Raw genomic sequence first — 26,324 nt, 5'->3', positions numbered from 1 at the left:
ATGCCAACCGCCCGTATCTTCCAGCGCCCCAAGAACGCCATGCAGTCCGGCAAGCACCGGACCGACGCCTGGCAGCTCGAATTCGAACCCTCGGAGCCCAAGCGCCCCGACCCGCTCACCGGCTGGGCAGGCAGTGGTGATACCCGCGACCAGCTGCGCCTGCTGTTCCCGACCGCCGAGGCGGCGATCGCGCACTGTGAGCGCGAGGGGTTCGGCTACACCGTCGTGCCGGCGCCGCAGAAGACGCTGAAGCTGCAGAGCTACGCGGACAACTTTAAGTAAGCCCGCGGGAGCGGCGCTAGGCCCTCCCGCACCTCCTTGTTCTCCCGCGAAGGCGGGAGCACAGTCTGGGTCCCCGCCTTCGCGGGGAAACAAGTCTTGGTTAGAGGATCGATTCCGCCAGGATCAGCAGCATCTTGGTATCGATCGCCACGCCAGCCTTACTCTTCTCGGCCACGAACGCCGGGACGTCCGCCAGTGCCACCCGGTGCACGGTAATGTTCTCGTCACCATCCCCGCCGCCATCGCCGACCTTCGTCAGCCCGGTCGCGCGCACCAGCGTGAAGCATTCCGACGTCATCCCGGGCGACGAATAGAACACGCCGAGATTCTCTATCGCGTCCGCGCGGTAGCCGGTCTCTTCCTCCAGCTCGCGGCCAGCGGCCACCGCGACGCTCTCGCCCGCGGTCTCGTCGCCGACCAAGCCTGCCGGTAGCTCCAGGCACGCCCGCCCTAGCGGCACGCGGTATTGTTCGACCAGGATCACGTCGCCGTCGTCGATCGCGACGATCACCGCCGCCGCGATCTCGCCCTGGCGCGCGGCGAATTCCCACGTACCTTCGGTCTGCACGGTCAGGAATTTCCCGGCCCATACGGTCTTGCTCATAATTCGATCAGCCTGTCCGGAAGTTCGTTCACCGGCGCACCGGTCCGCGGGAAATGTTCCGCCAACACCGCGCCGATCTGCGCGACCGCATCTGCCATGCCGTCGGCGGGGCGATCGTCGCGGACGCCGGCGAGTACCGCCGCCATCGCCGCGCCCCAAGTCTCGTTCGGCACGCGCGGGTGGATCGCGTCGTCGGCGATGATCTCCGCGCGGTGCTCGGCCAGCGACAGATACAACAGCACCCCGGTCGAACCCTTGGTGCGCTTCTCGGCCCCCGCGCGAAATAGGAGTAAAGCCCGCCGCCGCACGCGCCGCGCCTTGGTCGCACCAGGCGTCAGCGCCACCCGCGCCGGCGTCCAAGCCAGCACCAGCCGCACCGCCAGGAACACCAGCGTCACCAGCACCAGCGCGATCACGTACAGCGCACCCTGTGGAGCCACCTGCCAGGGATCGACCAGCGCATATATATGATCCGCCGCGACCGGATGGTACGCTAACAGCGCTAGCGTCAGCAGCATCGCCAGCACCGCCCAGTGCATCGATACGTCGTGATATGCATCGGACTGCCGCGCGACGATCGTGACGATCTCGCCGGTCGTCGCGGTCTCCGCCTCGGTTACCGCCGCAGTGACGCGGTCGTGATCGGTGTCGCTCAACCGCATCTCACCAACTCCCCGAAGCGCCGCCGCCGCCGCCGGATCCACCGCCGCCGCCGCCGAAACCACCGCCGCCCCAGCCGCCGCCGCTATCGCCGCCGCCGCCACCGAAGCCACCACCACCACCGCCGCCGCCACGGGTCATCGCATCGGCGATGCTCCACAGCACGATCGGCAAGGCGCCGCTGCCACCGCCGCGGCTGCCGCCATCGACGTAATGCTTGCCGCCTGCACGCCGCGAGATCATCGGAATGACGATCGCCGCGAGCACGATCCCAAAGAAGATCAGCCCGATCGGCACGCCGCCGCCGCCTGAATTCGACCGGCGATGCGTTTTGTCATACTCCGCCGCCGCCGCCGTCACCTTCGCGCGCGCCTCCGCATCGGGGAGCGCAAGCTGGTCCGCCACCGCGTTCGTCCCCGCGACGATGCCGCCGGGAATGTCGCCCGCCTTGAAGCGCGGCAGGATCTGCTGGTTGATCACGACGCTGGAGAACGCATCGGTTAGCACCGGCTCGAGGCCATAGCCGACCTCGATCCGCACCTTCCGGTCGTTCGGCGCGACCAGCAGGATCGCGCCGTTATTCGCATCCTTCAGCCCGACGCCCCAGCTCCGGATCAGCGCATTGCCGTAATCCTCGATCGGATAGCCTTCGAGGTCGGGCACGGTCGCGACGACCAGCTGGTTGCCGGTCGACTTTTGCAGGTCGTCGAGCCGCTTGGTCAGCGCCGCTTCCTGGTCGGGCGGGATCACGTTCGCCGCATCGACGACGAAGCCGGTGAACTTGGGCAAGGTCTGCGCGGTCGCGGCGCTGCTTCCCAGCAGCACCGCGAACGCCAGCATCAGGAGATGGCGGAGCATCGGGCCCCGATCAGCTCGCGTTGCCGAAGTTCACCGTCGGCGCGGTTTCGGCGCCCGGCGTGGTCGCTGCGAACGGCACCATCGGCTTGGCACCGTAGAAGATCTTCGCGCCGACCGCGTCGGGGAAGGTACGGATCTTGGTGTTATACGCCTGCACTGCGCCGTTATAGTCGCGCCGCGCGATCGTGATGCGGTTCTCGGTGCCTTCGAGCTGGCTCATCAGCGTGGTGTAATTGGCCTGGCTCTTCAGCTCGGGATACGCCTCCTGCAAACGCTGAAGCGATACGCCGACTGCACCCTGGACGCGCTGATACTGCTCCATCTTCGCGGGGTCGGACAGATCAGCGGCCGAAACCTGGACCGAGTTCGCGGCGGAGCGCGCCTGCGTCACCTGGACCAGGATATCCTTCTCCTGCGCGCCGGCCGCCTTCACGGTCGCGACGAGATTGGGGATCAGGTCGGCGCGACGCTGATAGTTGTTCTGGACGTCCGCCCAGCGTGCCTTCGCGGTTTCCTCGGCGGTCGGCACGCTGTTGATCCCGCACCCGGCGAGGGCCGATGCGAGGAGGATTGCGGCGGTACCGCGGGCGATTGGGGCACGTGACATCGGGGCTCTCCTGAATACCTGTGTCACCCTCATAGGACAGTCCGCAGGGTTGGCGAAACCGAAATCGGCGGTTAGCCTTGGGCCGGCAACAGAAGGGGGCGGCATTGCTCAAGGAATTCAAGGCGTTCATTATGCGCGGCAACGTGCTCGACCTCGCCATTGCCGTGATCATCGGCGCGGCGTTCGGGAAGATCGTCACGTCGCTGACCGACGACGTGCTGATGCCGGTGATTGGCAAGATCTTCGGCGGGCTCGATTTCTCGAGCTATTTCTGGCGTATGGGGCCGGTGCCGGCGGGCTATGTCGGTTCGCTCACCGATTACGCCGCGTTGAAGAAGGCGGGCGTGCCACTGCTCGGTTACGGCGAATTCGCGACGCAGCTCGTCAATTTCGTGATCGTGGCGGGGATCATCTTCATGATCTTGCGCGTCGTGAACCGGACCGCGGCGCTGATCGAGCGCGAGACGGCACGGTTGAAGCGCGAGGAAGACGCTACGCCGGTCGCGCCTGCGCCCGAGCCGGTCGAGATCGCGTTGCTGCGTGAGATCCGCGACGAGTTGAAGGCTAGGGGGTGACCGCCTTGTCCCTCTCCCCTGCGGGGAGAGGGAGGGAGGAGCCATTAGGCGACGGAAGGGTGAGGGGCTTGAGGCTCGGGACGAGGTCCCAACGCCCCCTCATCCGACGCTACCGCGCCACCTTCTCCCCGCAGGGGAGAAGGGTAGAATTACGCCGCGACTAGATCCTCGGCGTTGGCGTCAGCCAGGCTCGTCCCATCGAGGATCCGCGCGGTCTCGTCCCGAACGCGCATCATCGCATAGCGGATCGCGCAATCCGCCTCGCTCTTGCAGTCGAGGCACGGCCGGTACGCGGTCCGGCTCACGCACGGCACCAGCGCGAGCGGCCCCTCGATGATCCGGATGATCTCGCCCAGCGAAATCAGATGGCTCGGCCGCGACAGGCAATAGCCGCCCATCTTGCCGCGATGGCTGATCAACAGCCCGGATTCACGCAGGTCGGCGAGGATCAGCTCGAGGAATTTCCGCGGAACGTTCGCCTCGGCGGCAATCCGCGTCATTGGGATGGGAGGGCCACCGGCGGGGGCACCGCCAAGGAAGATCATCGCGCGGAGCGCGTAGCGGGAGCGCTGCGTCAACATAATGCAGGTTGCTATGCACGCGCTTTGTGGCGAGCGGAAGGCGGTTTGGCACGCCGCGTGCTAGGACATTGGCGTTTCTCGATAAAAAAGCATCGGAGCCCGGGCTTTTCATCGCGTTGCGGCACGCCTATATCAGGCATGCCGTCGGGGAATCTTCTCTTGGCGGCTATGGCGATAAACCGTGGCGTGTCATAGACACAGCGGACCCGGGGGCAGTACCCGGCGACTCCACCACCGCCCTCTTCGCAAGAGGGGGACGATGACGGGGTCGAACTAGGATCGACGTGTGTTCAACGACGCTATGTTTCGCTCGGAATGGGACCACCGCAACGGCCCATACACAAGTGCCAACGATAACGAAGCACTCGCAATTGCCGCATAACTGACGGTCTAACGACCTAAGTTATACGGACGAAAGCGCGGTTCGGGCCACACCGGGCAACAGAAGTGGACACCGGCGGTACGGGGGGCACCGAGCAACAGAAGCTCCCCACTATCCCCACATCACGCGGCGAGACGCTCCACCAGGCGGAGCACCGGCGGACTTATTCCGAGCAGCCCGATCAGCATTTGCGTCGCGACCAACACGCCACCGCCCCACCAATAGGCGGAATGGACGCGGCCGCGCGATCGCACGTCGAACACCATGCCCGCGATCACATAAAGCGCCATCACCGCAAACACCCCGAGCCCTGCGAACTTGCCGAGCAACGGCATCGGCAGGATGCGCCCGATCGCTGGCGACATGACGAGGATCGTCCCGCACAGCATCAGCCTCTTGTGCCACGCCGCCTGCCTGCGCAGCACGATCGCCCAGGCGGTCAGGATACCGAAGCCGATCACCCCCAGCACGTCGAGCACGAGGAAGATGCCGGGCGGAAAGAATGGCGGCACGCGGTGCTGCTCGATCGCCATGACGGTGGTGACGATGCCCAGCACCACCATCACGACCGCGATACCCGCACCGAGTGCGCCCAACTGCCGATGCCATTTGAGGGAACCGCGTACGATCAGCCAGTTCTGCACGACGTACAGCAGGATCCACGCCGAAAACGCGGCCGCGTGCAGATGCACCTGCGGCGGCAGCGCCAGAAAACTCCAGTGCATCCGCGCTGCGTTCATGGTGAAGCCGATGACAACCGTGGCGGCGATCGCAAGTGCCATGAGCAGGAAAAACCGCCGTTCGCTCACGAGGACGCCGCGCTGTGGCGCCCCTGTCGTAATCGCCGTTGCCATCCTGTCGCCCCCGCGAGTCGATACCCAGATACCGGATCCGGATACTGGACGATGATCGCAATCGGATGATCCGGCAAGCAAGTTTACAGGATGGTGGCGGCCTCTTGCGATAGATCAAGTCCTGGGGATTCAGACAAGGACTGCTTCGGTCTGCTTTGTAGAGTCGGGATAGCGGCCATTGAGCAGGAACGACATCAGGGGAAATATTTCGACGGCCAGGAAATGTGCGGCATAGGTGATCGCCGATGCTGCCACGATCGTGATCGAGAATTCGAAATAGGGGTTCCACGCTATGTGCATGAGCACAAGCTTTGCTGCGATGATGACCGGAAAATGCAGGATGTAGATCGTGAACGATGCATCCGCGAACCGCCGGACGATCGTCGGGATGGTTCGTATCGTGATCGCCGATCGCAGGATCAGGACCGATGCGGCGGGGGGCATATCGCCATCCCGATCAGCTCGACGAGATCGCCGACGATCGCCCGACGGAGCGGATCGAGCGCCAGTCTCACGCCGCCGAACCAGCCTGCATAGACGATACCGACGCAGACCAGGATGATGACCGGCATGCGGATCGAGTGCGTCGCCGCGCGGAACAGCATCGGCGACCGTGCGAGCAGGAAACCAAGCAGATAGAAGGGCGCATAGCCGAGCATCAGCTGGATATGCGACAAGGGCGCGGCATAACCCGGCGGAATATGGCCCGCCAGGATCTGACGGGTGAGCATCATCAGCGCGCAGCATGCGAGTGCGGTGGCGAGCAGGACGACGGTCTGGGCCGATCGGCCCGAGCCAATCGAACGGTCGGCGAGCGCCTGCTCGATCCGGACGATCACGCCATAGCGACGATCCCATTGGTGAAACGCGTAGCTGAGCGGCGCATAGGCGAGCAGCGCGACGAGAAACCAGAGGTGATACCAGTCGTGCGCCAACACGAAGGGCCAGCGCGTGCGATCGGGGAGGTCGTCGAGCATCCAGCCGATCAGTGGACAGATCACGAGCAGCCCGACCAGCAGCGGCACGCCGATCTGGATACTGCGCCGACCCAGCCACGCCAGCGGCGACCGGCGTCGCGCCATGGTGTAACCGCACAACAGGCCGGAGATCAGCATGAAGCTGCCCATCCGGAAGGCGTGCGATATCAGCGGGATCGCGGCAAATACGGGGATATGCTCGAGGCCGATCGCGCCGTGCAATATGACGCCGCCAAGCATCAGGATCGCCCGCCACATCGACAGGCCTTCGATCCTGGTGCCGGGCGCGCCGATGCTCATCGCCCGACGATCGCCCGACCGGTCAAGATTGCGCTTCTGACGGCTGGGGACATGCCCGGGCGGGCGCATGCCGTATGATGGTTTTCAGGGTCGGCTGGATCGCAGAGGTCAGCCTGCCATAGCCGGCAGCATTGAGATGGATGCCGTCATCGACATAAAACGCGCCGGGACGGTGGTTCACCAGGAACAACGGGACGATGTTGACGAACGTCGCACCCGGTGTGCGTAGCGCGATCGCGCGCGCTGCGGTGTTGAAGGCGGTCTGTTCGGGAAGGTTGCCCCACCGCGTCGGCGTCGGCTTCAGCGACACGATCACGACCGGAAGATTGCCCCATCTAGCTGACTTCAGCTTCAGGAACGTCCGCAGGTTGGCGATATCGTCGGCGGCGCTAGCCCCTTTGGCGATATCGTTCTCGCCTGCGTAGAAGACGATCGCGCGCGGCGGCGTGCCGCGCGGCTCGTTGCGGATCATCTGCAGCAATTCGGGCATCGTCGCGCCGTCGACGCCGCGGTTGCGTGCGTCCAACGGTGCCATGTCGCTCGCCAGCGTGCTCCATTTGTGGATCGTCGAACTGCCGATGAACCACAGCGCGCATCTGCTCGCCGGACCGCCGCCGGGAAGCGTCGCGGAGGCCGCACGCATCGCCGCGCGCGACTGCATCACGAGCACGCCGCCGCCGAAGACGATCGCAAAGACCGATGCGGCGACGCTCAGCTTGCCCAGCTCGGCCCACCGCGAAGCCGATTGGGTGGAACGGCGGCTATCGCTGTCAAGCCGATCCGCAGGAATATCGTCGTCGCCTCGCGCCACTGCGCCTCACCTAATTGCCCTAGCCAGACGACATAGCCGGACGGTGTAAGCCAAACGTTAATCCACCGCGATCGGCGCGGACGAGGTCAATCGAGTTGCTGGTGCAACAGCCGGCTCAACTGTGCGCCGGTATAGGGTTTGGGAATGAAACGAGCGTCGCCCGGCAACATGGTCTCGCAAATCTCGCCGGCGCCCGACGTGACGAGGATGGCGATGTCCGGACGCCGATCATAGACGGCATTGGCCAAGCCCACGCCATCGAGCGAGCCCGGCATCTTTATATCGGTGAACAAGGCGCCGATGTCGGGCCGTTCCTCCAGCCGCGCCAAGGCGTCGCTGGCGTTGCAGGCCTCGACCACCTCGAACCCGGCATCCTCCAGCGCCAGGTTGGAGTGAACGCGCACAAGCGGATCATCATCGACAACGAGGACCACGGACTTCGACATACTCTTCATATCGGTTCGAACCGCTGGCCGATCGCTCCGTTCCGAGCTTGGCCGACTTCTTTGTGAAACAATGCGACGGACCGCTCGTCGCATAGAAAAAGGGGCCCGGTTTCCCGAGCCCCTTCAACATTACCACAGTGCGGCAATGCTTTAGTCGCGATCGCCCGTCAGGAACGCCGGGGCGAACTCGGGGGCCTTGTCGCCCTCGGAACGCTCGGCGCGGGGAGCGCGGCCTTCAGTCTGGGCGCCGCCACCGCCGCCATCGCGACGCGGACCGCGGCCACCGCCGTTGCCGCCTGCGTCACGGCCACCATCGCCGTCACGACGTGGGCCACGCGAGCCACGGTCGCCCCCATCACGACCGCCGCCGCCTTCGCCACGTGGACCACGACCACCGCCGTTGCCGCCGGCGTCACGACCGCCATCGCCGTCACGACGCGGACCGCGCGGACCACGATCGCCACCCTCGCGGGGCTCACGTGCAGGACGCGTGTCCTCCAGCTCTTCGCCGGTCGTCTGGTCGACGACGCGCATCGACAGGCGAACCTTGCCGCGCGGATCGATCTCGAGAACCTTGACCTTGACCTCCTGGCCTTCGGTCAGCGCGTCGAGACACCTTCTCGACGCGCTCGTTCTTGATTTCGGACACGTGGACGAGACCGTCCTTGCCACCCATGAAGTTCACGAACGCCCCGAAATCGACCAGGTTGACGACCTTGCCGTCATAGACCTTGCCGACTTCGGCTTCCTCGACGAGGCCCTTGATCCACTTGATCGCGGCTTCGATCTGCGCGGGGTCGGACGACGACACCTTGATCACGCCCTCGTCGTCGATGTCGACCTTGGCGCCGGTCTGCGCGACGATCTCGCGGATCACCTTGCCGCCGGTGCCGATGACTTCACGGATCTTCGACTTGTCGATCTGAAAGCTCTCGATGCGCGGTGCGTGCGCCGACAGTTCCTCACGGGTGTGGTCGAGCGCCTTGGCCATCTCGCCTAGGATGTGCGCGCGGCCTTCCTTGGCCTGCGCCAGTGCCTTGCCCATGATCTCTTCGGTGATGCCGGCGATCTTGATGTCCATCTGCATCGTCGTGATGCCCTCGGACGTGCCCGCGACCTTGAAGTCCATGTCGCCGAGGTGATCCTCGTCGCCGAGGATGTCGCTGAGAACCGCGAAGTTCTTGCCCTCGAGGATCAGGCCCATCGCGATGCCCGACACTGGACGCTTCAGCGGAACGCCTGCGTCCATCATGCTCAGCGAACCACCGCAGACCGTCGCCATCGACGACGAGCCGTTGCTCTCGGTGATGTCCGACAGGACACGGATCGTGTAGGGGAACTCTTCCTTGGTCGGCAGCACCGGGTGCAGCGCGCGCCATGCGAGCTTGCCGTGACCGACTTCGCGACGACCCGGCGCACCGAAGCGACCGACTTCACCGACCGAATAGGGAGGAAGTTGTAGTGCAGCATGAAGTTTTCGTACGAAAGCCCGTTCAGGCCGTCGATCATCTGCTCCGCGTCGCGCGTGCCGAGCGTGGTGGTGCAGATCGACTGCGTCTCGCCGCGCGTGAACAGCGCCGAGCCATGCGTGCGTGGCAAGAAGTGGACCATCGCCTCGATCGGACGGATCTGCGTGGTGGTGCGGCCGTCGATGCGGGTGCCGTCCTTGAGGATGGCGCCGCGGACGATCTCCGCCTCCAGCTTCTTCATCAGCTTGCCGGCTGCCATCTGGTCCTGCGGCGACGCGTCGGCGAATGCGGTCTTGCCCTTCGCACGAGCGGCATTCAGCAAGTCCGAGCGCTTGGACTTGTCGGTCACCTTGTAGGCGGCCGCGATGTCCTTGCCGATCAGCTTCTTCAGCTTGTCCTTGGCGGTCGACAGGTCAGCCTGCTCGGCCATTTCCCACGGATCCTTGGCAGCCTTCTCGGCCAGATCGATGATCAGGTTGGCGGCTTCGCGGCACGCCTTGTGGGCGAACTGCACGGCGCCGAGCATGATCTCTTCCGAAAGCTCCTTGGCTTCCGATTCGACCATCATCACGGCCTGCCCGGTGGCGGCGACGACGAGGTCCAGATCGCCAGCCTTGGCTTCTTCCAGCGTCGGGTTGAGGATGTACGCGCCATCGACGTAGCCGACGCGGGCCGCGCCGATCGGGCCCATGAACGGCACGCCCGAGATCGTCAGCGCTGCCGACGCCGCGACCATCGCGAGGACGTCCGGCTCGTTCTCGCCGTCATACGACAGAACCTGGCAGATCACGTTGATCTCGTTGTAGAAACCCTCGGGGAAGAGGGGACGGATCGGGCGATCGATGAGACGGCTGGTCAGCGTCTCCTTTTCGGTCGCGCCACGCTCACGCTTGAAGAAGCCACCGGGGATGCGGCCGCTCGCGGAGAACTTCTCCTGGTAATGGACGGTGAGCGGGAAGAAATCCTGCCCTTCCTTGACGGTCCGTGCAGCCGTCACGGCGCACAGAACGACGGTCTCGCCGAGGGTGGCGAGGACTGCGCCGTTGGCCTGGCGCGCAACGCGGCCGGTCTCGAGCGTCAGCGTCTTGCCGCCCCACTGGGCGCTTACGGTCTTGGTATCGAACATTCTTTTTCCTTCACTCCGGTCGCCGGATGCGAACGGGGCCTATGTGCGGGCTTAGCCGGCCCGCGGCGGTGTGGAGCGAGTTGTCGCTCCTTGCCAGTGCACCGAATTGTGTCCTGGCGTTTGCCTCCGCGCGAAATGCGCGGAATCAAAACCCTATATACCAAAACGGCCCCCCGAGGGGAGCCGTCTAAGTTACTTGCGGAGACCGAGCTTCGCGATCAGATCCAGATAGCGCTGGCCGTCCTTGTGACGGAGATAATCCAGCAGCGTCCGGCGCTTGTTGACCATCATGAGAAGGCCACGACGCGAGTGGTTGTCCTTCTTGTGACCCTTGAAATGCTCGGTCAGGTTCTTGATGCGCTCGGTCAGGATCGCGACCTGGACTTCCGGCGAACCGGTGTCACCCTCGGCGCGCGAATGCTCCTTGACGAGCTCGGTCTTGCGTTCAGCGGTAATCGTCATGAATTCATGTCCTCGACATCACAGATTGAAACCGCGAACGACCCGGACGTCTCCGTCCTCGACCTCGACCAGCGCGACCGGGACAGCGTCCAGTTCGGCGAAGTATTGGCCATCGTCTGCGGCGATCCCGGCCAAGATACGCCCCTGTCGGAGCGCCCCTGCCTGGTCGGGGGTGAGGGAGAGAGCCGGGATGTCGTCCAGCGCCACCCTCAAGGGCAGAAGTACATCTTCAAGCGCGGAGGCCTTAGCGAGTTCGTCCAGTTTGTCCAGCGATATCGCGGACGTGAGGTCGAACGGACCGGCCTTGGTCCGGCGGAGCATGGTGACGTGGCCGACGGTGCCGAGCGCGAGTGCGATGTCGCGCGCGAGGGAGCGGATGTAGGTGCCTTTCGACACATGGGCAGTAAGCGTGACTTCATTGAGGGGGAGTGGGGAGGGGGTGCCTCCTGCAATTCCTCCCCGGTACGGGGAGGGGACCGCCGTCCGCTTGGACGGGGGGAGGGGGCTCGCCAGCAGCGGAACGCTCGCGGAAGCCCCCTCCACCAGCTGCGCTGGTCCCCCTCCCCGTACCGGGGAGGATAGCGAATGGATCGTCACATCCCGGCTGGCCAGCACCACCTCATGCCCGGCGCGCGCCAGATCATAAGCCCGCTCTCCATCCACTTTCAGCGCCGAATAGGCAGGCGGCACCTGGGAGATCGGCCCAGTGAACTGCGCGAGCACGGCCTCCACCGCCGCCAGAGTCGGCCGTACGTCGGAGGTCGCGATGCTCACCCCCTCCGCATCGAGCGTGTCCGTCTGAACCCCGAACATCACCGTAAAGTCATAGATCTTGTCGCTATCGAGCATCCGCCCGGCCAGCTTCGTCGCTTCCCCAACGGCAATCGGCAGAACTCCGGTGGCGAGCGGATCGAGCGTCCCCCCATGGCCCACCTTGAACTTCCCATACCCGCCGCTGCGCAAGGCACGCTTCACCGCCGACACCCCCTGCGTCGAACCAAGCCCCAGCGGCTTGTCGAGAATGATCCAGCCATGCATGCGCGTAAGTCCTAGAATTCAATTGAGGCGGGAACGGCCACCCATCTACTCCGTCATCCTGACGAAAGTCAGGATCCAGAGCCATGTCCGCTGCGGTTCGTAACTCTGGGTCCTGACTTTCGTCAGGATGACGGGGAGGAGTGAAGCCTACCCCAAAGCCTCGCAAAAATGCCGCCGACACAGCGCGACATAGCGGTCGTTCCCGCCAATCTCGGTCTGCTGCCCCTCGGCAATCGCCCGCCCGTTCCCGTCGACCCGCAGGTTCATCGTAGCTTTCCGCCCACACCCGCAAACCGACTTGATCTCCACCAACGAGTCCGCCAGCGCGAGCAACCGCGCTGACCCAGGAAACAGCGCGCCCTGGAAATCGGTCCGCAATCCGTAAGCCAGCACCGGTATCCCCACCACGTCGCAGATATGCGCGAGCTGATCGACCTGCGCAGACGTCAAGAACTGCGCCTCATCCACCAGCACGCAGGAAATCGCGTCCTCGCCATGCTGCCGAACCACGCACGCCCCGATATCCGTCCCCGCATCGAACGCGATCGCCGGCGCTTCCAGCCCGATCCGCGACGTGATCGTCCCCGCCGCGAACCGATCGTCGATCGCCGCGGTAAACAGCATCGTCCGCATCCCTCGCTCGCGGTAGTTGAAGTCCGCCTGCAACAGGTTCGTCGACTTCCCCGCGTTCATCGACGCGTAGTAGAAATACAGCTTGGCCATTGGGGGCAAAGAGCGGGAACGAGGGGGATGTCCAGAGGAGCGGTGCACTATGGCTCGGAATTCCCAAACCCGCTCCCGCAAGACCACCTCTCACCACCCGCTGCCCAACCACCATCCGTTCGTCCTGAGTAGCTGCTGAGCTTGTCGAAGCGGCGTATCGAAGGACAGGTTGGGATGCGGAACCTGTGCTTCGATACGAGCCCTCGATACGCTTCTTCGAAGCTACTCGGTCTCTACTCAGCACGAACGGGGAGGGGGAAGGGCACGAGGAGCGCAGAAGGTTCGGAACGGGATAGGACGTAGGAGGCGTTTTATTCCAATCGCCGCAAAGCCCTTACTGACTGCAAGCGAGGTGCTCGCAGCCCCAGCAAAATCAATCTTCGGTCAGATCCCGCGCGATGTGCGGCTCACGCAGCAGCGTGTCGATATGCGTGCCCTCATCGAAGCTCTCGTCCGCCAGGAACTTCAGCTTGGCCGCATACCGCATCTGCACCCGGTTCGCGACTTCGCGCTGGAGATAAGCAGTGTTGGTGCGGAGTGCCTTCAGCACCTTTTCCTCGTCCTTGCCGAGCAACGGCTTCACGAAGACGGTGGCGTGGCGGAGGTCGGGGGACATGCGGACTTCGGTGATCGTCACGAGGTGCTTTTCGAGCACCGGATCGTGGACGTCGCCGCGCGCGAGGATGTCGGACAGCGCATGACGCGCTTGCTCGCCGACTCGTAGCGATCGGACGGCTTTTGCTTCTGGGGTATCGGTCTTCATTCTTCTAACTCCCTCGCCCCTCCGGGGAGAGGGTGGGGGTGAGGGGCTGCCACCAACGCAAATGCGCCTAACCACCCCTCACCCAACCCTCTCCCCGCAGGGGAGAGGGCTCTCGGCCTCAAAGCGTGCGTTCGCGCATCTCGACTTCGAACGTCTCGAGGACGTCGCCGGCCTTGATGTCGACGAAGTTCGACGTGAACGTCACGCCGCACTCGAGCCCCGCACGGACCTCGGCGACATCATCCTTGAAGCGACGCAGCGATGCGATTTCGCCCTGGTAGATGATGACGTCGTTGCGCGTGATGCGCGCCTTGAGCGCCTTGCGGATGTTGCCCTCGGTGACGAGCAGACCCGCCGCCTTGCCGTGCTTGCCCGCCGAGAAGACCTCGCGGATATCGGCGCGACCGACGACCGTCTCGAACGCTTCCGGCCCAAGCTCGCCTGCCATCCCTGCCCGGATCTCGTCGATCAGGTCGTAGATCACGTCGTAGTACTTGAACGCGACCTTCTGGCGCTCGGCGATCTCGCGTGCCTTGGCGTTCGGGCGGACGTTGAAGCCGATGATCGGTGCCCCCGATGCCGCCGCCAACGTGACGTCCGACTCGGTGATGCCACCAACGCCCGAGCTCAGCACGCGCGCCTTGATCAGGTCGGTGGAGATCTTATTGATGGCCCCGACGATCGCCTCGACCGTGCCCTGCGTATCCGCCTTCACGACCAGCGGATATTCGATCGCCTGCTTTTCCTTCAGCGCCGAGAACATGCTCTCGAGGCTGGCAGGAACCGATGCGGTCCGCTTGTCGGTCTTCACGCTGCGACGATATTCCGCGACTTCGCGGGCGCGTGCCTCGTTCTCGACGACCTGGAACGGATCGCCCGCCTGCGGAACACCCGACAGACCGAGGACCTCGACCGGCATCGCCGGACCTGCTTCCTTAATCTGCTTGCCCTTGTCGTCGACCAGCGCACGGACCTTGCCGCTCTCGCCACCGACCACGAAGATATCGCCAACCCGCAGCGTACCGCGGTTGACGAGGATCGTCGCGACCGGGCCACGACCCTTGTCGAGCTTGGCTTCGATCACCGTACCCTCGGCGGCGCGATCCGGATTGGCGCGCAGTTCGAGCAGTTCGGCCTGGAGCTGGATCTTCTCGATCAACGCATCGAGACCGATCTTCTTGGTCGCGGAGACTTCGACGTCCTGGACGTCGCCGCCCATGTCCTCGACCACGATCTCCTCGCTCAGCAGGCGCTCGCGCACCTTCTGGGCATTGGCGCCTTCCTTGTCGATCTTGTTGATCGCGACGATCATCGGCACGCCCGCCGCCTTGGTGTGGGCGATCGCCTCCACCGTCTGCGGCATCAGGCCGTCGTCCGCCGCCACCACCAGGATGACGATGTCGGTGACGTCCGCACCACGCGCACGCATCTGCGTGAACGCCTCATGGCCCGGCGTGTCGAGGAAGGTGATCTTCGACTTGTCCTTCAGCGTGACCTGATACGCGCCGATATGCTGGGTGATGCCACCCGCTTCGCCGCGCACCACGTCGGTGCCGCGCAGGGCATCGAGCAGCGACGTCTTGCCGTGGTCGACGTGACCCATGATCGTGACGACCGGCGCGCGTGGCTTCAGCGTCTCCTCGGCATCGTCGATCGTGTCGTTGGCCAGATCCTGGTCGACATCGCTGACGCGCGTCAGGTTGTGGCCGAACTCGGTGACGAGCAACTCGGCGGTATCCTGATCGATCGTCTGCGTCATCGTGACGGGCATGCCCATCTTGAACAGCGCCTTGACGAGGTCGGCGCCCTTCTCGGCCATGCGGTTGGCAAGTTCCTGCACCGTGATCGCCTCGGGGACGACGACGTCGCGGATCTGCTTGGCCTGCGCCTCGCGTGGACCACCGGTGCCACGACGCTCCTTCTCGCGGGCACGCTTCAGTGCGGCGAGCGAACGGGCGCGTGCACCATCACCATCGCCGAGGGCGCGGTTGACGGTGAGCTTGCCCGAGGTGCGACGATCGTCACCCTTGCGGTCACGCTGCTGCGGACGCGCGGGGACAGCGTCGCGACGGACGCCACCGGCCGGAGCATTGACACCGGTCGCGCCGGGACGCGCCGCGGTCGTGCCGGCATTCGCAGCCGTGGTCGGCGCTGCGGCAGCGGGTGCCGCGACAGGCTTTGGCGGCGGCGGAGGACGCTCGGGACGCGCCACCGGCGAGAACCGGCGCGGTGCCGGGAACGCCGGATCGCGGGTCAGTTCGATGATGGGCGGCGGTGCCGGCGGAGCGACAGGCGCCGGCGCAGGCTTGGGAGCCGGTGCAGGAGCAGCCGCGACTGGAGCCGGAGCGGGCTTCGGTGCAGGCGCAGGTGCCGCGGCAACCGGAGCCGGGGCAGGCGCCGCAGCAACGGGGGCTTCGACCGGGGCCGGCGCAGGCGCTGGCGTCGGTGCTGCGACCGGAGCGGGAGCCGCTTCCACCACAGGGGCGGGTGCGGGCGCAGGCGCGGGCGCCTCGACGGGCTTCGGCGCCTTGGCTTCAGCCTCGGCACGCGCACGATCGGCGACGCGATTACGCTCGTCTTCGATCGCCTTGGCCCGCTCGGCCTCCTGGCGACGACGCCCTTCTTCCAGCGTGTTCATGCGCTGCTCTTCGGCCTCGCGGAGCAGCTTGGCCTGGCGCTCCTGCGGCGACAGATTGCTCTGCTGCTGACGCACGGGGGCGGGCGCAGGCTGCGGTGCGCGCGCCTGCGGTGCCGGGGCTGCGGGGGCAGCCGCCGGGGCGGGCGCGGCAACCGGTGCGGCATCCGCGACCTGCACGTCGGGCTCGCCCGGACGGCGCAGGACGCGCGCGCGCTTGGTTTCCACGATCACCGTATTCGATCGGCCGTGGCTGAAGCTCTGCTTCACCTGGCCGGTCTCGACCGTGCGCTTCACACCCAAAGGTGCGCGCATGCCAAGTTTCGGCTTCTCGTTGTCCGTGTCGCTCACTCAAATTCCTCAGTCATGTCCACGGCCGGGCGTGTTCCGGTCGATCCGGACGCCTGTTGTATCGGTGGCGCCCCATTTTGTGGTGACGCCGATGCGCCCTGCGAGGCCGTTTCGCAAGACACGGAAGAAGGTTCGGGGCCGATAAAATGCAGCCAACGGTCGAGCGCTTCGCTCACCCGCTTTGCTGCAGCGCGGTCGGTCAGGCCAATGTGTACCACATTTTCCCGCCCCAGCGCCAACGCCAATATGGTGCGCGATACCGGGAGTGCCAACCCCCGCAAACCCGAGCCCTCGACATCGTTGCCGATGCGCCACGCCTGATCGAGCTTGCGGTTGCCGTCCTCGGCCGCGTCGGACGCGTGATACAGCGCCTTCAGCTTGCCCTGGCGTGCGTTCTGCTCGATCCGGTCGGAGCCGATCAGCACCGTCCCCGAGCGCGATTCGAGCCCGAGCCGGTCGAGCGCGTTACGCTCGAGCGCGGACTCGATCTTGGCCGGAAGCTCGGGATCGATGGTGAACTCGCCGGTCTTGAACGCACGGGAAAGAGCGCCCTTGAGCTTGCCCTTCTTGATCGCGGCTTCGAGCTCGATTCGAGTCACCCCGATCCACGCGCCGCGGCCGGGAGCCTTGGCGCGCACGTCGGGAAGGATTTGGCCATCCGGCGACAACGCGAGTCGCACCAGATGCGGCCGCACGTCGCGTTCACCGGAAAGAATGCATTTGCGCACTGGCTCATTCCCCTCCCGCTCGCGGGAGGGGTCAGGGAGGGGCTATCCGCAGGGGCGGCAGCCGTGACTGCCCTCCCCGACCCCTCCCGCGAGCGGGAGGGAGTTTAGCGGCGCAGTGTCATCGGGAGGGTTCCGCATTTGCGTCCTCCTGCGCTGGAGTCGTCTTCGGAGCGTCGCGGTCGACCAGCAGCTGGCCACCCGCGCCGTAATTCTCGGTCGAGACCTCTTCGATCACGATCTGCACCGCAGCCGGGTTCTTTCCCAGCCGCTGCACGAGCGACTGGGTGATGTCGGCGACGATGCCGGACTTCTGGTCCTTGGTGGCGGACCCCGAGATGCGGATGCTGACGAAGGGCATCAGGCCTTGTCGCCCTCGCTCTTCGCGTCGGTCTTGTCCGCCGCGTCTTCAACCGAAGCGTCCTCGACCGAAGCGTCGTCCGCCGAAGCGTCCTCAGCCACGGCTTCGTCGGCCGTCGTCTCTTCAGTCGCAACGTCCTCGACCACGGCGTCATCAGCCGAAGCCTCTTCCACCGGAGTCTCGTCCGCCTCGACGTCGTCAGCCGAAGCCTCGGGAGCCTCGTCCTCGAACCAGTGTGCACGAGCGGCCATGATGATCTCGTTGCCCTGCTCGTCGCTCAGGCCATATTCCGCGAGAATCCCGCCCTTCGGCTCGGGACGCTTCGGTGCGTCCTCGTTGCGACGACGTGGCTCGACGCGCTTCTTCTCGACCAGCTCGTCGGTCGCGAGATCGGCAAGGTCGTCGAGCGTCTTGATGCCCGCCTTGCCAAGCGTGACCAGCATCGCTTCGTTGAGATACGGCATGCCGGCCAGCGCGTCCTCGACGCCAAGCGCGGTACGCTCTTCGCGGCTCGCGGCGTCGCGACGCTCGAGCGCCTCGGTCGCACGGTTCTGCAATTCGCCCGCCAGGTCCTCGTCGAAGCCCTCGATGCCGGCGATCTCCTCGACCTCGACATAGGCGACCTCTTCGAGGTTCGTGAACCCTTCGGCGACCAGCAGCTGTGCGAGCGTCTCGTCGACGTCCAGCTCCTTCTCGAACATCGCCGAACGCTCGACGAAGTCCTTCTGGCGCTTCTCGGACGCATCGGCCTCGGTGAGGATGTCGATAGCCTTGCCAGTGAGCTGCGACGCAAGCCGCACGTTCTGGCCACGACGGCCGATCGCCAGCGAAAGCTGATCATCGGGAACGACCACCTCGATGCGCTCTTCTTCCTCGTCGATCACGACGCGCGACACGGAAGCCGGCTGCAACGCGTTGACGACGAAGGTCGCGATGTCGGGCGACCAGGGGATGATGTCGATCTTCTCGCCCTGCATTTCCTGCACGACGGCCTGGACTCGCGAGCCCTTCATGCCGACGCACGCGCCGACCGGATCGATGCTCGAATCATGCGAGATGACGCCGATCTTCGCGCGCGAACCCGGATCACGGGCTGCGGCCTTGATCTCGATGATGCCGTCGTAGATCTCGGGCACTTCCTGCGCGAACAGCTTCTTCATGAAGTCGGGGTGCGCGCGGCTCAGGAAGATCTGCGGCCCACGGTTCTCGCGGCGGACGTTGAGGATCAGCGAACGGATGCGGTCGTTGACGCGCACCACTTCGCGCGGGATCTGCGCGTCGCGGCGGATGACGCCCTCGGCGCGACCCAGGTCGACGACGACATGGCCGAACTCGACGCGCTTGACGACGCCGGTGATGATCTCGCCCGCGCGGTCCTTATACTCTTCGAACTGGCGCTCGCGCTCGGCGTCGCGGACCTTCTGGAAGATGACCTGCTTGGCGGCCTGTGCGGCGATGCGGCCGAACTCGATCGGGGGCAGCGGATCGACGATGAAGTCGCCGAGCGCGGCGTCCTTCTGGAGCTTCTGCGCGCCCTTGACGTCGACCTGCTTGAAATAATCGTCGACCGCCTCGACCACTTCGACGACGCGCCACAAGCGCAGATCGCCGGTGTTCGGATCGAGCTTCGCGCGGATGTCGTTCTCGGCGCCGTAGCGCGAGCGGGCGGCGCGCTGGATCGCGTCCTCCATCGCCTCGATCACGATCGCCTTGTCGATCATCTTCTCCGACGCGACCGAATTCGCGATCGCGATCAGTTCCGCGCGGTTTGCGGTGACTGCCGTGGCCATCAATGCTGTCCTTCTTCGGTGTCGGCCTCGTGAGCATCGGGCTCATCGGTGGGCGTATCTTGATAGAAAACCTCGTCCGCGCCTTCGATCGAAAGCGGCGCGGTCGCGGCGATGAGACGGTCGGTCATGACGAGCTTGGCGTCGGCGACCTGCGAAAAGTCGATCGTCATGAGCTTGTGCTTATTGACGTCGACGGTGATCTTCGTCCCCTCGACGCCCATCAGATTGCCCGAGATCTGTTTGCGATCCTCGAACGGCTCGACGAGGCGAATGCGTGCCTCCTGGCCTTCCCAGTCTGCGAAGTCCTGGAGCCGGGTCAGCGGACGATCGATACCGGGGCTCGACACTTCGAGGCGGTACGCGTCCTCGCCGACCGGGTCCTTGCCCTCGGCTTCGAGCGCATCGAACTTGTCCGAGATGCGGCGCGACAGCTCGGCGCAATCGTCGATCAGCAACTGGCGAGTATCGGGGCGCTCGGCCATCACCTGCAACGTCGGATCGGACTTGCCGCCCTGCATGCGCACGCGCACGAGGCTGAGGCCGAGCGCGGTCGCCTCGGGTTCGATCAGGTCGGTCAGCAGGGCGATATTCGCCATCGAAATTCCAAACAGGGCCAAAGCACAGGTGATTGCCGCCGCGGAGCAAGCCCCGCAGCCTCTTCATCTGGCGATGTAGAGAAGTGGTGCCTCTATACGCGGGGTGGCGCCCGTCCGCAAGCGGGAGCAACCTTCGTTTAGTACGCTGCGTTAGCGCAGGGATTTCCGGGAGAAGATCATGATTCGCAAAACGCTGTTCGCCACTGGTTTACTGACCGCCACGCTGCTCGCCTCGACAGCCTGTTCCGCGCAACCGGCGGCAGACAAGCCGTTCAAGGAGACGGTAGTTGCCGACTTCGATTCGCCCTGGGCAATGACGGTGCTGCCCGACAAGCGCATGCTGGTGACGGAAAAGAAGGGCGAGATGCTGCTAGTCTCCGCCGATGGCAAATCACGCCAGACGGTCGCGACGATCACCGTCGATTCGGCAGGGCAGGGCGGCTTGATGGACGTCGTCCTCGCCCCCGATTTCGCGACCAGCAACCGCGTCTATTTCAGCTATTCGACCGCAGGCGAGGGCGGCAAGGGCGTCGTCCTCGCGCGCGGCCGCCTGCGCCCGAACGGCGGCGGCGGCGAGCGTCTCGGCGAGATCGAGACGATCTTCAGCGCGCGGCCCTTCGTAGAGGGCAACGGCCATTATTCCGGCCGCATCGCCTTCTCGCCCGACGGCAAATATCTGTTTTTCACCAACGGCGAGCGCCAGAAATTCACACCCGCGCAGGACCCGAAGATGACGCTCGGCAAGGTGCTGCGCCTCACGCTTGACGGCAAACCCGCCCCCGGCAACCCGCTGGTCTCGAAGGGCTTCGCACCCGAAATCTGGAGCTACGGCCACCGCAATCTGCTCGGCATCGCCTTCGACAAGCAGGGCAATCTCTGGGAGCAGGAGATGGGGCCGAAGGGCGGCGACGAGGTCAACCTGATCAAGCCCGGCCTCAACTATGGCTGGCCCAACGCCTCGAACGGCAGCAACTACGACGGCACCGACATCCCCGATCACAAGCCCGGCGACGGCTATGAGCCGCCCAAGGTGTTCTGGAACCCGGTCATCTCCCCCGGCGGCCTGATGATCTATTCGGGCAGCATGTTCCCGCAGTGGAAGGGCGACGCGTTCATCGGCGGGTTGTCTTCAAAGTCCCTCGTCCGCGTCCACCTCACCGGCACCAACGCCGCCAAGGGCGACCAATGGGACATGGGCGCAAGGATCCGCGAAGTCGAACAAGGCCCCGACGGCGCGATCTGGGTCCTCGAAGACGGCGGCGACTCGCAAGGTCGCCTAATCAAGCTGACGGCGAAATAAGCGAAATTCCCCTCCCGCTTGCGGGAGGGGTCAGGGAGGGCGCGACGTACGTACTGGCGTCCGGTCTGTAAGGCACACCCCTCCCCGACCCCTCCCGCAAAGCGGAAGGGGAGCAGAAGCGGCTAGTCGCGCACAATCAGATAATTCATCCGTGCTGCGGCAATCGGCTTCTCCCGCTCGTCCTGCCAAGCCGTCGCCTCGACATTAGCCACCCGGTTCCCCAACCGCGTCACAACCCCAGCCGCCCGCGTAGGCTTATCCCGACCACCCCGCATAAAATCGACCGTGACATTCACCGGCTTGATCCGCGCGTCGGAGCCGGTGGCACCCTCAGCCTCCAGCGCATGCTGCAAAGCCGCAATCGCCGCCATCTCAAGCAACCCCGAGATCGCGCCGCCATGCAAAAACCCTGGCCGTCCCAGCACATCATCCGCAAACGGCATCAGCAATACCGGTGGCGCCCCATCCTCGGCTTCGACCGAAACGCGAAGGATCTCCGCATAAGGCGGCAAGCCGATCGTCATGCCTCGATCCTTCTGTTGAGACCCATGCCGGCAACATCGCCCACCACCATGAACGTCCCCGCGACATGCGCCAGCGGATCTGCCGGATCGCCGTCATGCGCCTGCCCGCGCACGAACGCGATCGAGCGCGTGATCCGGTAGCATTCCCCGCGCCCGATCACGGTCTTCCCCGGCGTCGCCGGTCGCAGATAATCTACCCGCAGGTCGAGCGTCGCGTGCGGCACGAACGCGTTGCGCTTGATCCAGATCGCGAGACTCGTCGCCATGTCCATCATCGTGATGATCGGCCCCGACGCGATCACGCCGCTCGCCGGATCGCCGATCAGCCGCTCGTCATAGGGCAGCGCAAGCTCCGCCCAGTCGTCGCCATGCGCGTGATAGCGCATGCCCAGCGCGGCGCCGTGCCCGCCGAACCCGCGCGTCGCAAACCATTGTGGATCAAAACCAGCCATGCGCGGAGCCTCTACACGCCGTGTGAACGCGCGCAACATTGCGGGCGCGCGCGGGGCCGGTTAGCGTTCCCGCAAAGATCGAGAGGATCGCCAGAATGAATGACCGGGTCACAATAAGCGTCGCCGACGGCATCGCCGACGTCCGCCTCAACCGCGCCGACAAGATGAACGCGATCGACCCCGCGATGTTCGAAGGCATCGCCGCCGCGATCGACCAACTTAAGGGCATGGCCGAAGTCCGTTGCGTCGTCCTCTCGGGCGAGGGCAAGGCGTTCTGCGCCGGTCTCGACATGGCCTCGATGGCGAGCGGTGGCTCGGGGCTGGCGCTCGGCGAGCGGACAGCGGAGGGCGCAAATCTCCCCCAGCAGGTCGCCTGGGGCTGGCGCACCCTACCGATGCCCGTCATCGCTGCAGTCCACGGCGTCGCGTTCGGCGGCGGGTTCCAGATCATGTCGGGCGCCGACATCCGCATCGCACATCCGGGCGCGCGCTTCGCGATCCGCGAGACCTATTGGGGCCTCGTCCCCGACATGGCCGGTATCGCGCTATGGCGCACGCTAGCCCGCGACGACGTGCTCCGCGAACTCACCTACACCGCCCGCGAGTTCGACGGTGCGGAAGCGTTGCGGCACGGCTTCGTAACGCGTCTGTCCGAAGACCCGCTCGGCGAAGCGATGATGCTCGCCCGCGAGATCGCAGCGAGGAACCCCCACGCGATCCAGGGCTCGAAGCGCCTCTACAACCTCGCAGCAGGTGCGAATGCGGTCGCGGTCCTGCTCGCCGAGACCGAAGAACAACTAAAGGTCATCCGTACCCCCAACCAAGTCGAACAGGTGCGTGCGAACATGGAGAAGCGGGCAGCGGTATTCGAGGACTGAACTCCCGTCATCCTGACGAAAGTCAGGATCCAGAGCCGTGAATGGCACCGTGCGTTACCCTGGATCCTGACTTTCGTCAGGATGACGGAGGGGAGGGCGCTACCCTGAGCACCACCCCGGCGAAGGCCGGGGCCCAATTGGAAAGGTCGTAGTAACGGAGCGCTGCGGTTATCACCACCGTCCCCCAATTGGGCCCCGGCCTCCGCCGGGGTGGTGCGCTACTGATGAGGTGACAAACCCTTATTTCGCCACCTTGTCATACGGCGTGAAATCCCGAAACCGGCAATAGCCCGACGGAATCGACATGCCCGCCGACACCGTCCGAAACCGATCGTTCCGACACAACTGCCCGCCATAAACATCGACGATCAGCGTATCGAACGGCCGCAGCGAGGGGCACTCCCCAACCGGCCCGGTCTTCCAGATCCGCTTGCCAGATTGCCGGTACAGGATCGTCTGCGAATCGACGATCTCCGGCCCGTTGAGCTGCTGAAGATCGATGCACCGCACCGGCGCACCCGCGATTCGCCCCTCCAGCGGGTCCGATCGGCCGGCAAGAAGAGGCAGCGCCAAGGCCGCGAGAAGCACCGTGCGCATCATGGCTTCCGATACGGCACGAAGTCGCCGAAGCTACAGCTCCCGGTCGGAAAGCGCGAGGTCTGGTCGAACGTCTGCGCGATATCGCCGCGGCACAGTTGCCCACTCGGCGTCCGCGTCACCAGGATATCGCCGCGCGCGATCCCCTCGCACCCGCCGACGGTATCGCTGCGATACACCAGCCCTTTATTCACCCGGTACAGGATCGTCGCGCCGTAGCCCGCACTCTGCTTTTGCGGAAACTGGTTGATGCACGTCTCGGGTTTACCTGGCACCAGCCCGGCGAGTTCCTTCGCCAGCTTCTCCTGCACACCCGCCGCGCGCACCTGCGCCCGCTCGACATCCGCCTGGGTCTGCGTACACGCGCCAAGCAGTAGAGCCGGCAGCATCAACAGTGGCAGGGTCCGCATCCGCATCGCAACGCTCCTCAAAATCCCCGCCGCCCTCATACGCCTTTTACCCGCGAAAATCATCCTTCGCCGCACGATACGCGGCAAGCTGCTCGACAGATGTCGCCCGCAAGAACGGATTGGTCGCGCGCTCGAGCCCGATCGTCGTCGGTACCGTGGGCTCACCCTCGGCGCGCGCCGCATCCACCTCGACCATACGCGCGACGATGTGGGCATTGTCCGGCTCGGCGACCAGCGCATACCGCCCGTTGCTCTGCGTATATTCATGACCGCAGAACACCTCGGTCTCGTCCGGCAGCACCGCATAGCGCTGCATGTTCGCGAACATGTCGGCCGGCGTCCCCTCGAACAGCCGCCCACACCCCATTGCGAACAGCGTATCCCCGGTGAAGATCGCCGCGTCGTCGGCGAAGTGGAACGCGATGTGCCCCTGCGTATGCCCGGGCACGGTCATCACGGTCGCCTCATGCGCGCCCAGCCGGACGACATCGCCTTCGCCAACCTGCTCGTCGAGCGTCGGTATCTTGTCCGCCTCCGCCGCCGGCCCGACGATCGTCGCGCCATACGCCTTCATCTCGGCATTCCCGCCGGTATGATCGGGATGCCAGTGCGTCGTCCACACCCGGTCGATCCGCCAGTCGCGCATCTTGGCCGCGGCGATCACCGGCCCCGCCTCGCCCGGATCAACTACTACCGTCTCGCCCGAGACGGTGTCGTGGATCAGCCAGGCATAATTGTCGGAAAGCACCGGCACGCGGACGATATCGAGCATCAGCGGTTCACCACTTGCCGGTGTTCGGCATCGACGCCCAAGGCTCGGCGGGATCGAGCGCGCCATCCGCCTGCAACAGCTCGATCGAGATGTTGTCGGGGGTCCGAACGAACGCCATGTGGCCATCGCGCGGCGGACGATTGATCGTCACGCCGGCATCGTGGAGCCGCTGGCACGTGTCGTAGATATTGTCGACGCGGTAGGCGAGATGCCCGAAATTGCGGCCTTCGCCATACTCTTCCGGATCCCAATTGTGCGTCAGCTCGACCTCGGCACCCTCGTCGCCGGGAACCGAGAGGAAGATCAGCGTGAACCGACCTTTCTCGTTCTCCATGCGCCGGACCTCCTTCAGACCGAGCAGTTCGAAGAACGCGATGGTCTTCGCCGGGTCGCTCACGCGGATCATCGTGTGGAGGTATTTCATGCTTGCTCCGAGGGTTGTTCGGAAAAGCAGATAGGGATCGGGGCCATGGGGGAAAGGGCTGCAAGTGATGGAGGGCATAAAGCCACCACCCCGGCGAAGGCCGGGGCCCAGGTGGGGGACGTTGCTAATTGAGGACGGCGCTTCGTTACAACCACCTTTCCAACTGGGCCCCGGCCTCCGCCGGGGTGGTGGCGCTAGCGGCCGATCGGAGCGCCGCTGTTCGGAGCGCTGGGACGAGGAGCGGTGCCTCCCGTATCGAACTGCCGCAACGCCGTGACCGCGCTCCGCCCCACCGGCGTATCCGGCGCCAGCCGCGCCGCCTGTCCCCAGGCCTCCCGCGCCGCGGTCTCGTCGCCGGCCATCGCCGCGATGTTCCCCGCCTCGAGCTGCACCGAAGCATCGTCCGCCGACCGCTTCAGCGCCTCGCCGATATCCTTCTTCGCCCGCACCGGGTTCCCCTCGCGCCGCGCCAGGGTCGCGGACAACAGCCACGCTAGCGGATCGTCCGCTGCATTGGTCAGCGCCAGATCGATATCGGTCCGCGCCGATTCCAGATCGCCGGTCGCCACCAGCGCGCGCGCATGATCGAGCTGCGCCTCACCCAGCGGTAATCCGGTCAACGTCCCCGCCGTCAGCGCCGAATCTAGCGCTGTGCGCGCCTTGGCTGGCTGCGCGGCGGCGAGCCATGCATTCCCGGCCTGCGCCCAATAATTTCCCGACCGAGTGTCCTTGGCGATCTGCGCCTCGCGCGCCGCGTCCTCGAATTCGCCGGCCGCCGACGGCCAGTTCTTCTCGGCTGCAAACGCGATCCCCGCACATTCCCGCGCGAAATACCGGCCCCCGAAATTCGCCAGCGCCCCGCTTCCGCGTGCGCCGCAGCCGGATCGGTGCCCGCCAGCGCGATGCACCGACGGAAGCGACCCTCCTGGACGTCTGCCGGACCGGCCTGCGGCACACTCGCCTTGGCGGAAGGCCCCTGGATCGGGGCGAC

30 protein-coding genes, 1 other RNA gene and 1 pseudogene are annotated in these 26,324 nt (G+C 65.3%); 5 read left to right on the top strand and 27 right to left on the bottom strand.

Annotation, left to right across the window (positions count from 1 at the left end; genetic code table 11):
* Entirely contained in the window at positions 1–282 is a 282-nt protein-coding gene (locus tag QP164_RS11395) for an ETC complex I subunit (protein WP_056051595.1), read from the top strand.
* A gap of 100 nt (positions 283–382) precedes the next feature.
* Here QP164_RS11395 and QP164_RS11390 read toward each other — a convergent pair whose 3' ends face one another.
* Genes QP164_RS11390 through QP164_RS11375 form a run of 4 tightly spaced genes read right to left on the bottom strand, consistent with a single transcriptional unit; the run spans position 383 to position 3,011 of the window.
* Positions 383–886, bottom strand: a complete 504-nt coding sequence (locus QP164_RS11390; RefSeq protein WP_443027435.1) for an NUDIX hydrolase — start codon at positions 884–886, stop codon at positions 383–385.
* Entirely contained in the window at positions 883–1,548 is a 666-nt protein-coding gene (locus QP164_RS11385; RefSeq protein WP_333923194.1) for a TPM domain-containing protein, read from the bottom strand. The genes QP164_RS11390 and QP164_RS11385 overlap by 4 nt, the downstream gene beginning before the upstream one ends.
* 1 nt (position 1,549) lies before the next feature.
* The gene (locus QP164_RS11380) at positions 1,550–2,404 is read right to left on the bottom strand and encodes a TPM domain-containing protein (RefSeq protein ID WP_132735880.1); all 855 of its coding nucleotides are present in this window, start codon (positions 2,402–2,404) and stop codon (positions 1,550–1,552) included.
* A gap of 10 nt (positions 2,405–2,414) precedes the next feature.
* Positions 2,415–3,011, bottom strand: a complete 597-nt coding sequence (locus tag QP164_RS11375) for a LemA family protein (protein ID WP_132735877.1) — start codon at positions 3,009–3,011, stop codon at positions 2,415–2,417.
* Positions 3,012–3,115: 104 nt separating this feature from the next.
* Between QP164_RS11375 and mscL the strand changes: the two genes are divergently transcribed.
* On the top strand, positions 3,116–3,586 hold the full coding sequence (gene mscL, locus QP164_RS11370; RefSeq protein WP_332754685.1) for a large conductance mechanosensitive channel protein MscL: 471 nt from the start codon (positions 3,116–3,118) through the stop codon (positions 3,584–3,586).
* A 149-nt stretch (positions 3,587–3,735) separates the two neighbouring features.
* On the opposite strand, the gene QP164_RS11365 is transcribed toward mscL, so the two are convergent.
* Positions 3,736–4,167: an RrF2 family transcriptional regulator gene (locus QP164_RS11365; RefSeq protein ID WP_132735874.1), complete on the bottom strand. Its 432-nt coding sequence runs from the start codon at positions 4,165–4,167 to the stop codon at positions 3,736–3,738.
* 101 nt (positions 4,168–4,268) lie between these two features.
* On the opposite strand from QP164_RS11365, the gene ssrA reads away from it, so the two are divergent.
* Positions 4,269–4,623: a transfer-messenger RNA gene (ssrA, locus tag QP164_RS11360) on the top strand.
* A 48-nt stretch (positions 4,624–4,671) separates the two neighbouring features.
* Here ssrA and QP164_RS11355 read toward each other — a convergent pair.
* From QP164_RS11355 to rimP, 15 genes and pseudogenes are all read right to left on the bottom strand, one after another.
* Positions 4,672–5,403, bottom strand: coding sequence for a hypothetical protein (locus QP164_RS11355; protein ID WP_132895401.1), 732 nt, complete (start codon positions 5,401–5,403; stop codon positions 4,672–4,674).
* A gap of 129 nt (positions 5,404–5,532) precedes the next feature.
* Positions 5,533–5,847: a hypothetical protein gene (locus tag QP164_RS11350; RefSeq protein ID WP_333923193.1), complete on the bottom strand. Its 315-nt coding sequence runs from the start codon at positions 5,845–5,847 to the stop codon at positions 5,533–5,535.
* Positions 5,823–6,680, bottom strand: coding sequence for an acyltransferase family protein (locus QP164_RS11345; RefSeq protein ID WP_333923192.1), 858 nt, complete (start codon positions 6,678–6,680; stop codon positions 5,823–5,825). The genes QP164_RS11350 and QP164_RS11345 overlap by 25 nt, the downstream gene beginning before the upstream one ends.
* A gap of 22 nt (positions 6,681–6,702) precedes the next feature.
* Complete coding sequence (locus QP164_RS11340) at positions 6,703–7,491, bottom strand: GDSL-type esterase/lipase family protein (protein ID WP_333923191.1); 789 nt, start codon at positions 7,489–7,491, stop codon at positions 6,703–6,705.
* Between the two features lie 86 nt (positions 7,492–7,577).
* Positions 7,578–7,925 (bottom strand): response regulator, encoded by a 348-nt coding sequence (locus tag QP164_RS11335; protein ID WP_333923190.1) that lies wholly within the window; start codon positions 7,923–7,925, stop codon positions 7,578–7,580.
* 162 nt (positions 7,926–8,087) lie between these two features.
* Positions 8,088–10,532 (bottom strand): annotated as a pseudogene (gene pnp / locus QP164_RS11330) (polyribonucleotide nucleotidyltransferase).
* 192 nt (positions 10,533–10,724) lie between these two features.
* On the bottom strand, positions 10,725–10,994 hold the full coding sequence (rpsO, locus tag QP164_RS11325; RefSeq protein WP_055881152.1) for a 30S ribosomal protein S15: 270 nt from the start codon (positions 10,992–10,994) through the stop codon (positions 10,725–10,727).
* Positions 10,995–11,012: 18 nt separating this feature from the next.
* Positions 11,013–12,032, bottom strand: coding sequence for a tRNA pseudouridine(55) synthase TruB (gene truB, locus QP164_RS11320; protein WP_333923189.1), 1,020 nt, complete (start codon positions 12,030–12,032; stop codon positions 11,013–11,015).
* Positions 12,033–12,179: 147 nt separating this feature from the next.
* Positions 12,180–12,755, bottom strand: coding sequence for a thymidine kinase (locus tag QP164_RS11315; protein ID WP_056065907.1), 576 nt, complete (start codon positions 12,753–12,755; stop codon positions 12,180–12,182).
* A gap of 373 nt (positions 12,756–13,128) precedes the next feature.
* The gene (gene rbfA / locus QP164_RS11310) at positions 13,129–13,518 is read right to left on the bottom strand and encodes a 30S ribosome-binding factor RbfA (RefSeq protein ID WP_333923188.1); all 390 of its coding nucleotides are present in this window, start codon (positions 13,516–13,518) and stop codon (positions 13,129–13,131) included.
* 118 nt (positions 13,519–13,636) lie between these two features.
* On the bottom strand, positions 13,637–16,504 hold the full coding sequence (gene infB / locus QP164_RS11305) for a translation initiation factor IF-2 (protein WP_333923187.1): 2,868 nt from the start codon (positions 16,502–16,504) through the stop codon (positions 13,637–13,639).
* Complete coding sequence (locus QP164_RS11300) at positions 16,501–17,232, bottom strand: DUF448 domain-containing protein (RefSeq protein WP_333923186.1); 732 nt, start codon at positions 17,230–17,232, stop codon at positions 16,501–16,503. Before QP164_RS11300 ends, infB begins: the two co-directional genes overlap by 4 nt.
* Before the next feature lie 118 nt (positions 17,233–17,350).
* Positions 17,351–17,590, bottom strand: coding sequence for a tautomerase family protein (locus tag QP164_RS11295; protein WP_333923185.1), 240 nt, complete (start codon positions 17,588–17,590; stop codon positions 17,351–17,353).
* Positions 17,590–19,380 (bottom strand): transcription termination factor NusA, encoded by a 1,791-nt coding sequence (gene nusA, locus QP164_RS11290; RefSeq protein WP_333923184.1) that lies wholly within the window; start codon positions 19,378–19,380, stop codon positions 17,590–17,592. Before nusA ends, QP164_RS11295 begins: the two co-directional genes overlap by 1 nt.
* Positions 19,380–19,976 carry a ribosome maturation protein RimP gene (gene rimP, locus QP164_RS11285; protein ID WP_333923183.1) on the bottom strand — a complete coding sequence of 199 codons (597 nt, stop codon included), beginning with the start codon at positions 19,974–19,976 and terminating at the stop codon, positions 19,380–19,382. Before rimP ends, nusA begins: the two co-directional genes overlap by 1 nt.
* 178 nt (positions 19,977–20,154) lie before the next feature.
* Between rimP and QP164_RS11280 the strand changes: the two genes are divergently transcribed.
* A complete protein-coding gene (locus QP164_RS11280; protein ID WP_333923182.1) occupies positions 20,155–21,276 on the top strand; it encodes a PQQ-dependent sugar dehydrogenase in 1,122 nt (373 codons plus the stop codon).
* A 122-nt stretch (positions 21,277–21,398) separates the two neighbouring features.
* Here the strand turns inward: QP164_RS11280 and QP164_RS11275 are convergent, their stop codons facing one another.
* Both QP164_RS11275 and QP164_RS11270 read right to left on the bottom strand, forming a co-directional pair.
* Complete coding sequence (locus QP164_RS11275) at positions 21,399–21,800, bottom strand: PaaI family thioesterase (RefSeq protein WP_333923181.1); 402 nt, start codon at positions 21,798–21,800, stop codon at positions 21,399–21,401.
* On the bottom strand, positions 21,797–22,252 hold the full coding sequence (locus QP164_RS11270; RefSeq protein WP_333923180.1) for a PaaI family thioesterase: 456 nt from the start codon (positions 22,250–22,252) through the stop codon (positions 21,797–21,799). The genes QP164_RS11275 and QP164_RS11270 overlap by 4 nt, the downstream gene beginning before the upstream one ends.
* Positions 22,253–22,347: 95 nt before the next feature.
* On the opposite strand from QP164_RS11270, the gene QP164_RS11265 reads away from it, so the two are divergent.
* Positions 22,348–23,130 carry a crotonase/enoyl-CoA hydratase family protein gene (locus QP164_RS11265; protein WP_333923179.1) on the top strand — a complete coding sequence of 261 codons (783 nt, stop codon included), beginning with the start codon at positions 22,348–22,350 and terminating at the stop codon, positions 23,128–23,130.
* 240 nt (positions 23,131–23,370) lie between these two features.
* Here QP164_RS11265 and QP164_RS11260 read toward each other — a convergent pair whose 3' ends face one another.
* From QP164_RS11260 to QP164_RS11240, 5 genes are all read right to left on the bottom strand, one after another.
* Positions 23,371–23,727, bottom strand: a complete 357-nt coding sequence (locus QP164_RS11260; RefSeq protein WP_333923178.1) for a hypothetical protein — start codon at positions 23,725–23,727, stop codon at positions 23,371–23,373.
* Positions 23,727–24,143, bottom strand: a complete 417-nt coding sequence (locus QP164_RS11255; RefSeq protein WP_333923177.1) for a hypothetical protein — start codon at positions 24,141–24,143, stop codon at positions 23,727–23,729. Before QP164_RS11255 ends, QP164_RS11260 begins: the two co-directional genes overlap by 1 nt.
* 40 nt (positions 24,144–24,183) lie before the next feature.
* Positions 24,184–24,909: a hydroxyacylglutathione hydrolase gene (gene gloB / locus QP164_RS11250; protein WP_333923176.1), complete on the bottom strand. Its 726-nt coding sequence runs from the start codon at positions 24,907–24,909 to the stop codon at positions 24,184–24,186.
* Between the two features lie 7 nt (positions 24,910–24,916).
* A complete protein-coding gene (locus tag QP164_RS11245; RefSeq protein ID WP_333923175.1) occupies positions 24,917–25,333 on the bottom strand; it encodes a VOC family protein in 417 nt (138 codons plus the stop codon).
* Between the two features lie 194 nt (positions 25,334–25,527).
* On the bottom strand, positions 25,528–26,241 hold the full coding sequence (locus QP164_RS11240) for a tetratricopeptide repeat protein (protein WP_333923174.1): 714 nt from the start codon (positions 26,239–26,241) through the stop codon (positions 25,528–25,530).
* Positions 26,242–26,324 lie beyond the last annotated feature (83 nt).

The organism is Sphingomonas sp. LR59 (assembly GCF_036855945.1).
GTDB lineage: Bacteria > Pseudomonadota > Alphaproteobacteria > Sphingomonadales > Sphingomonadaceae > Sphingomonas.
This window is presented reverse-complemented; position numbering and strand designations above follow the sequence as displayed.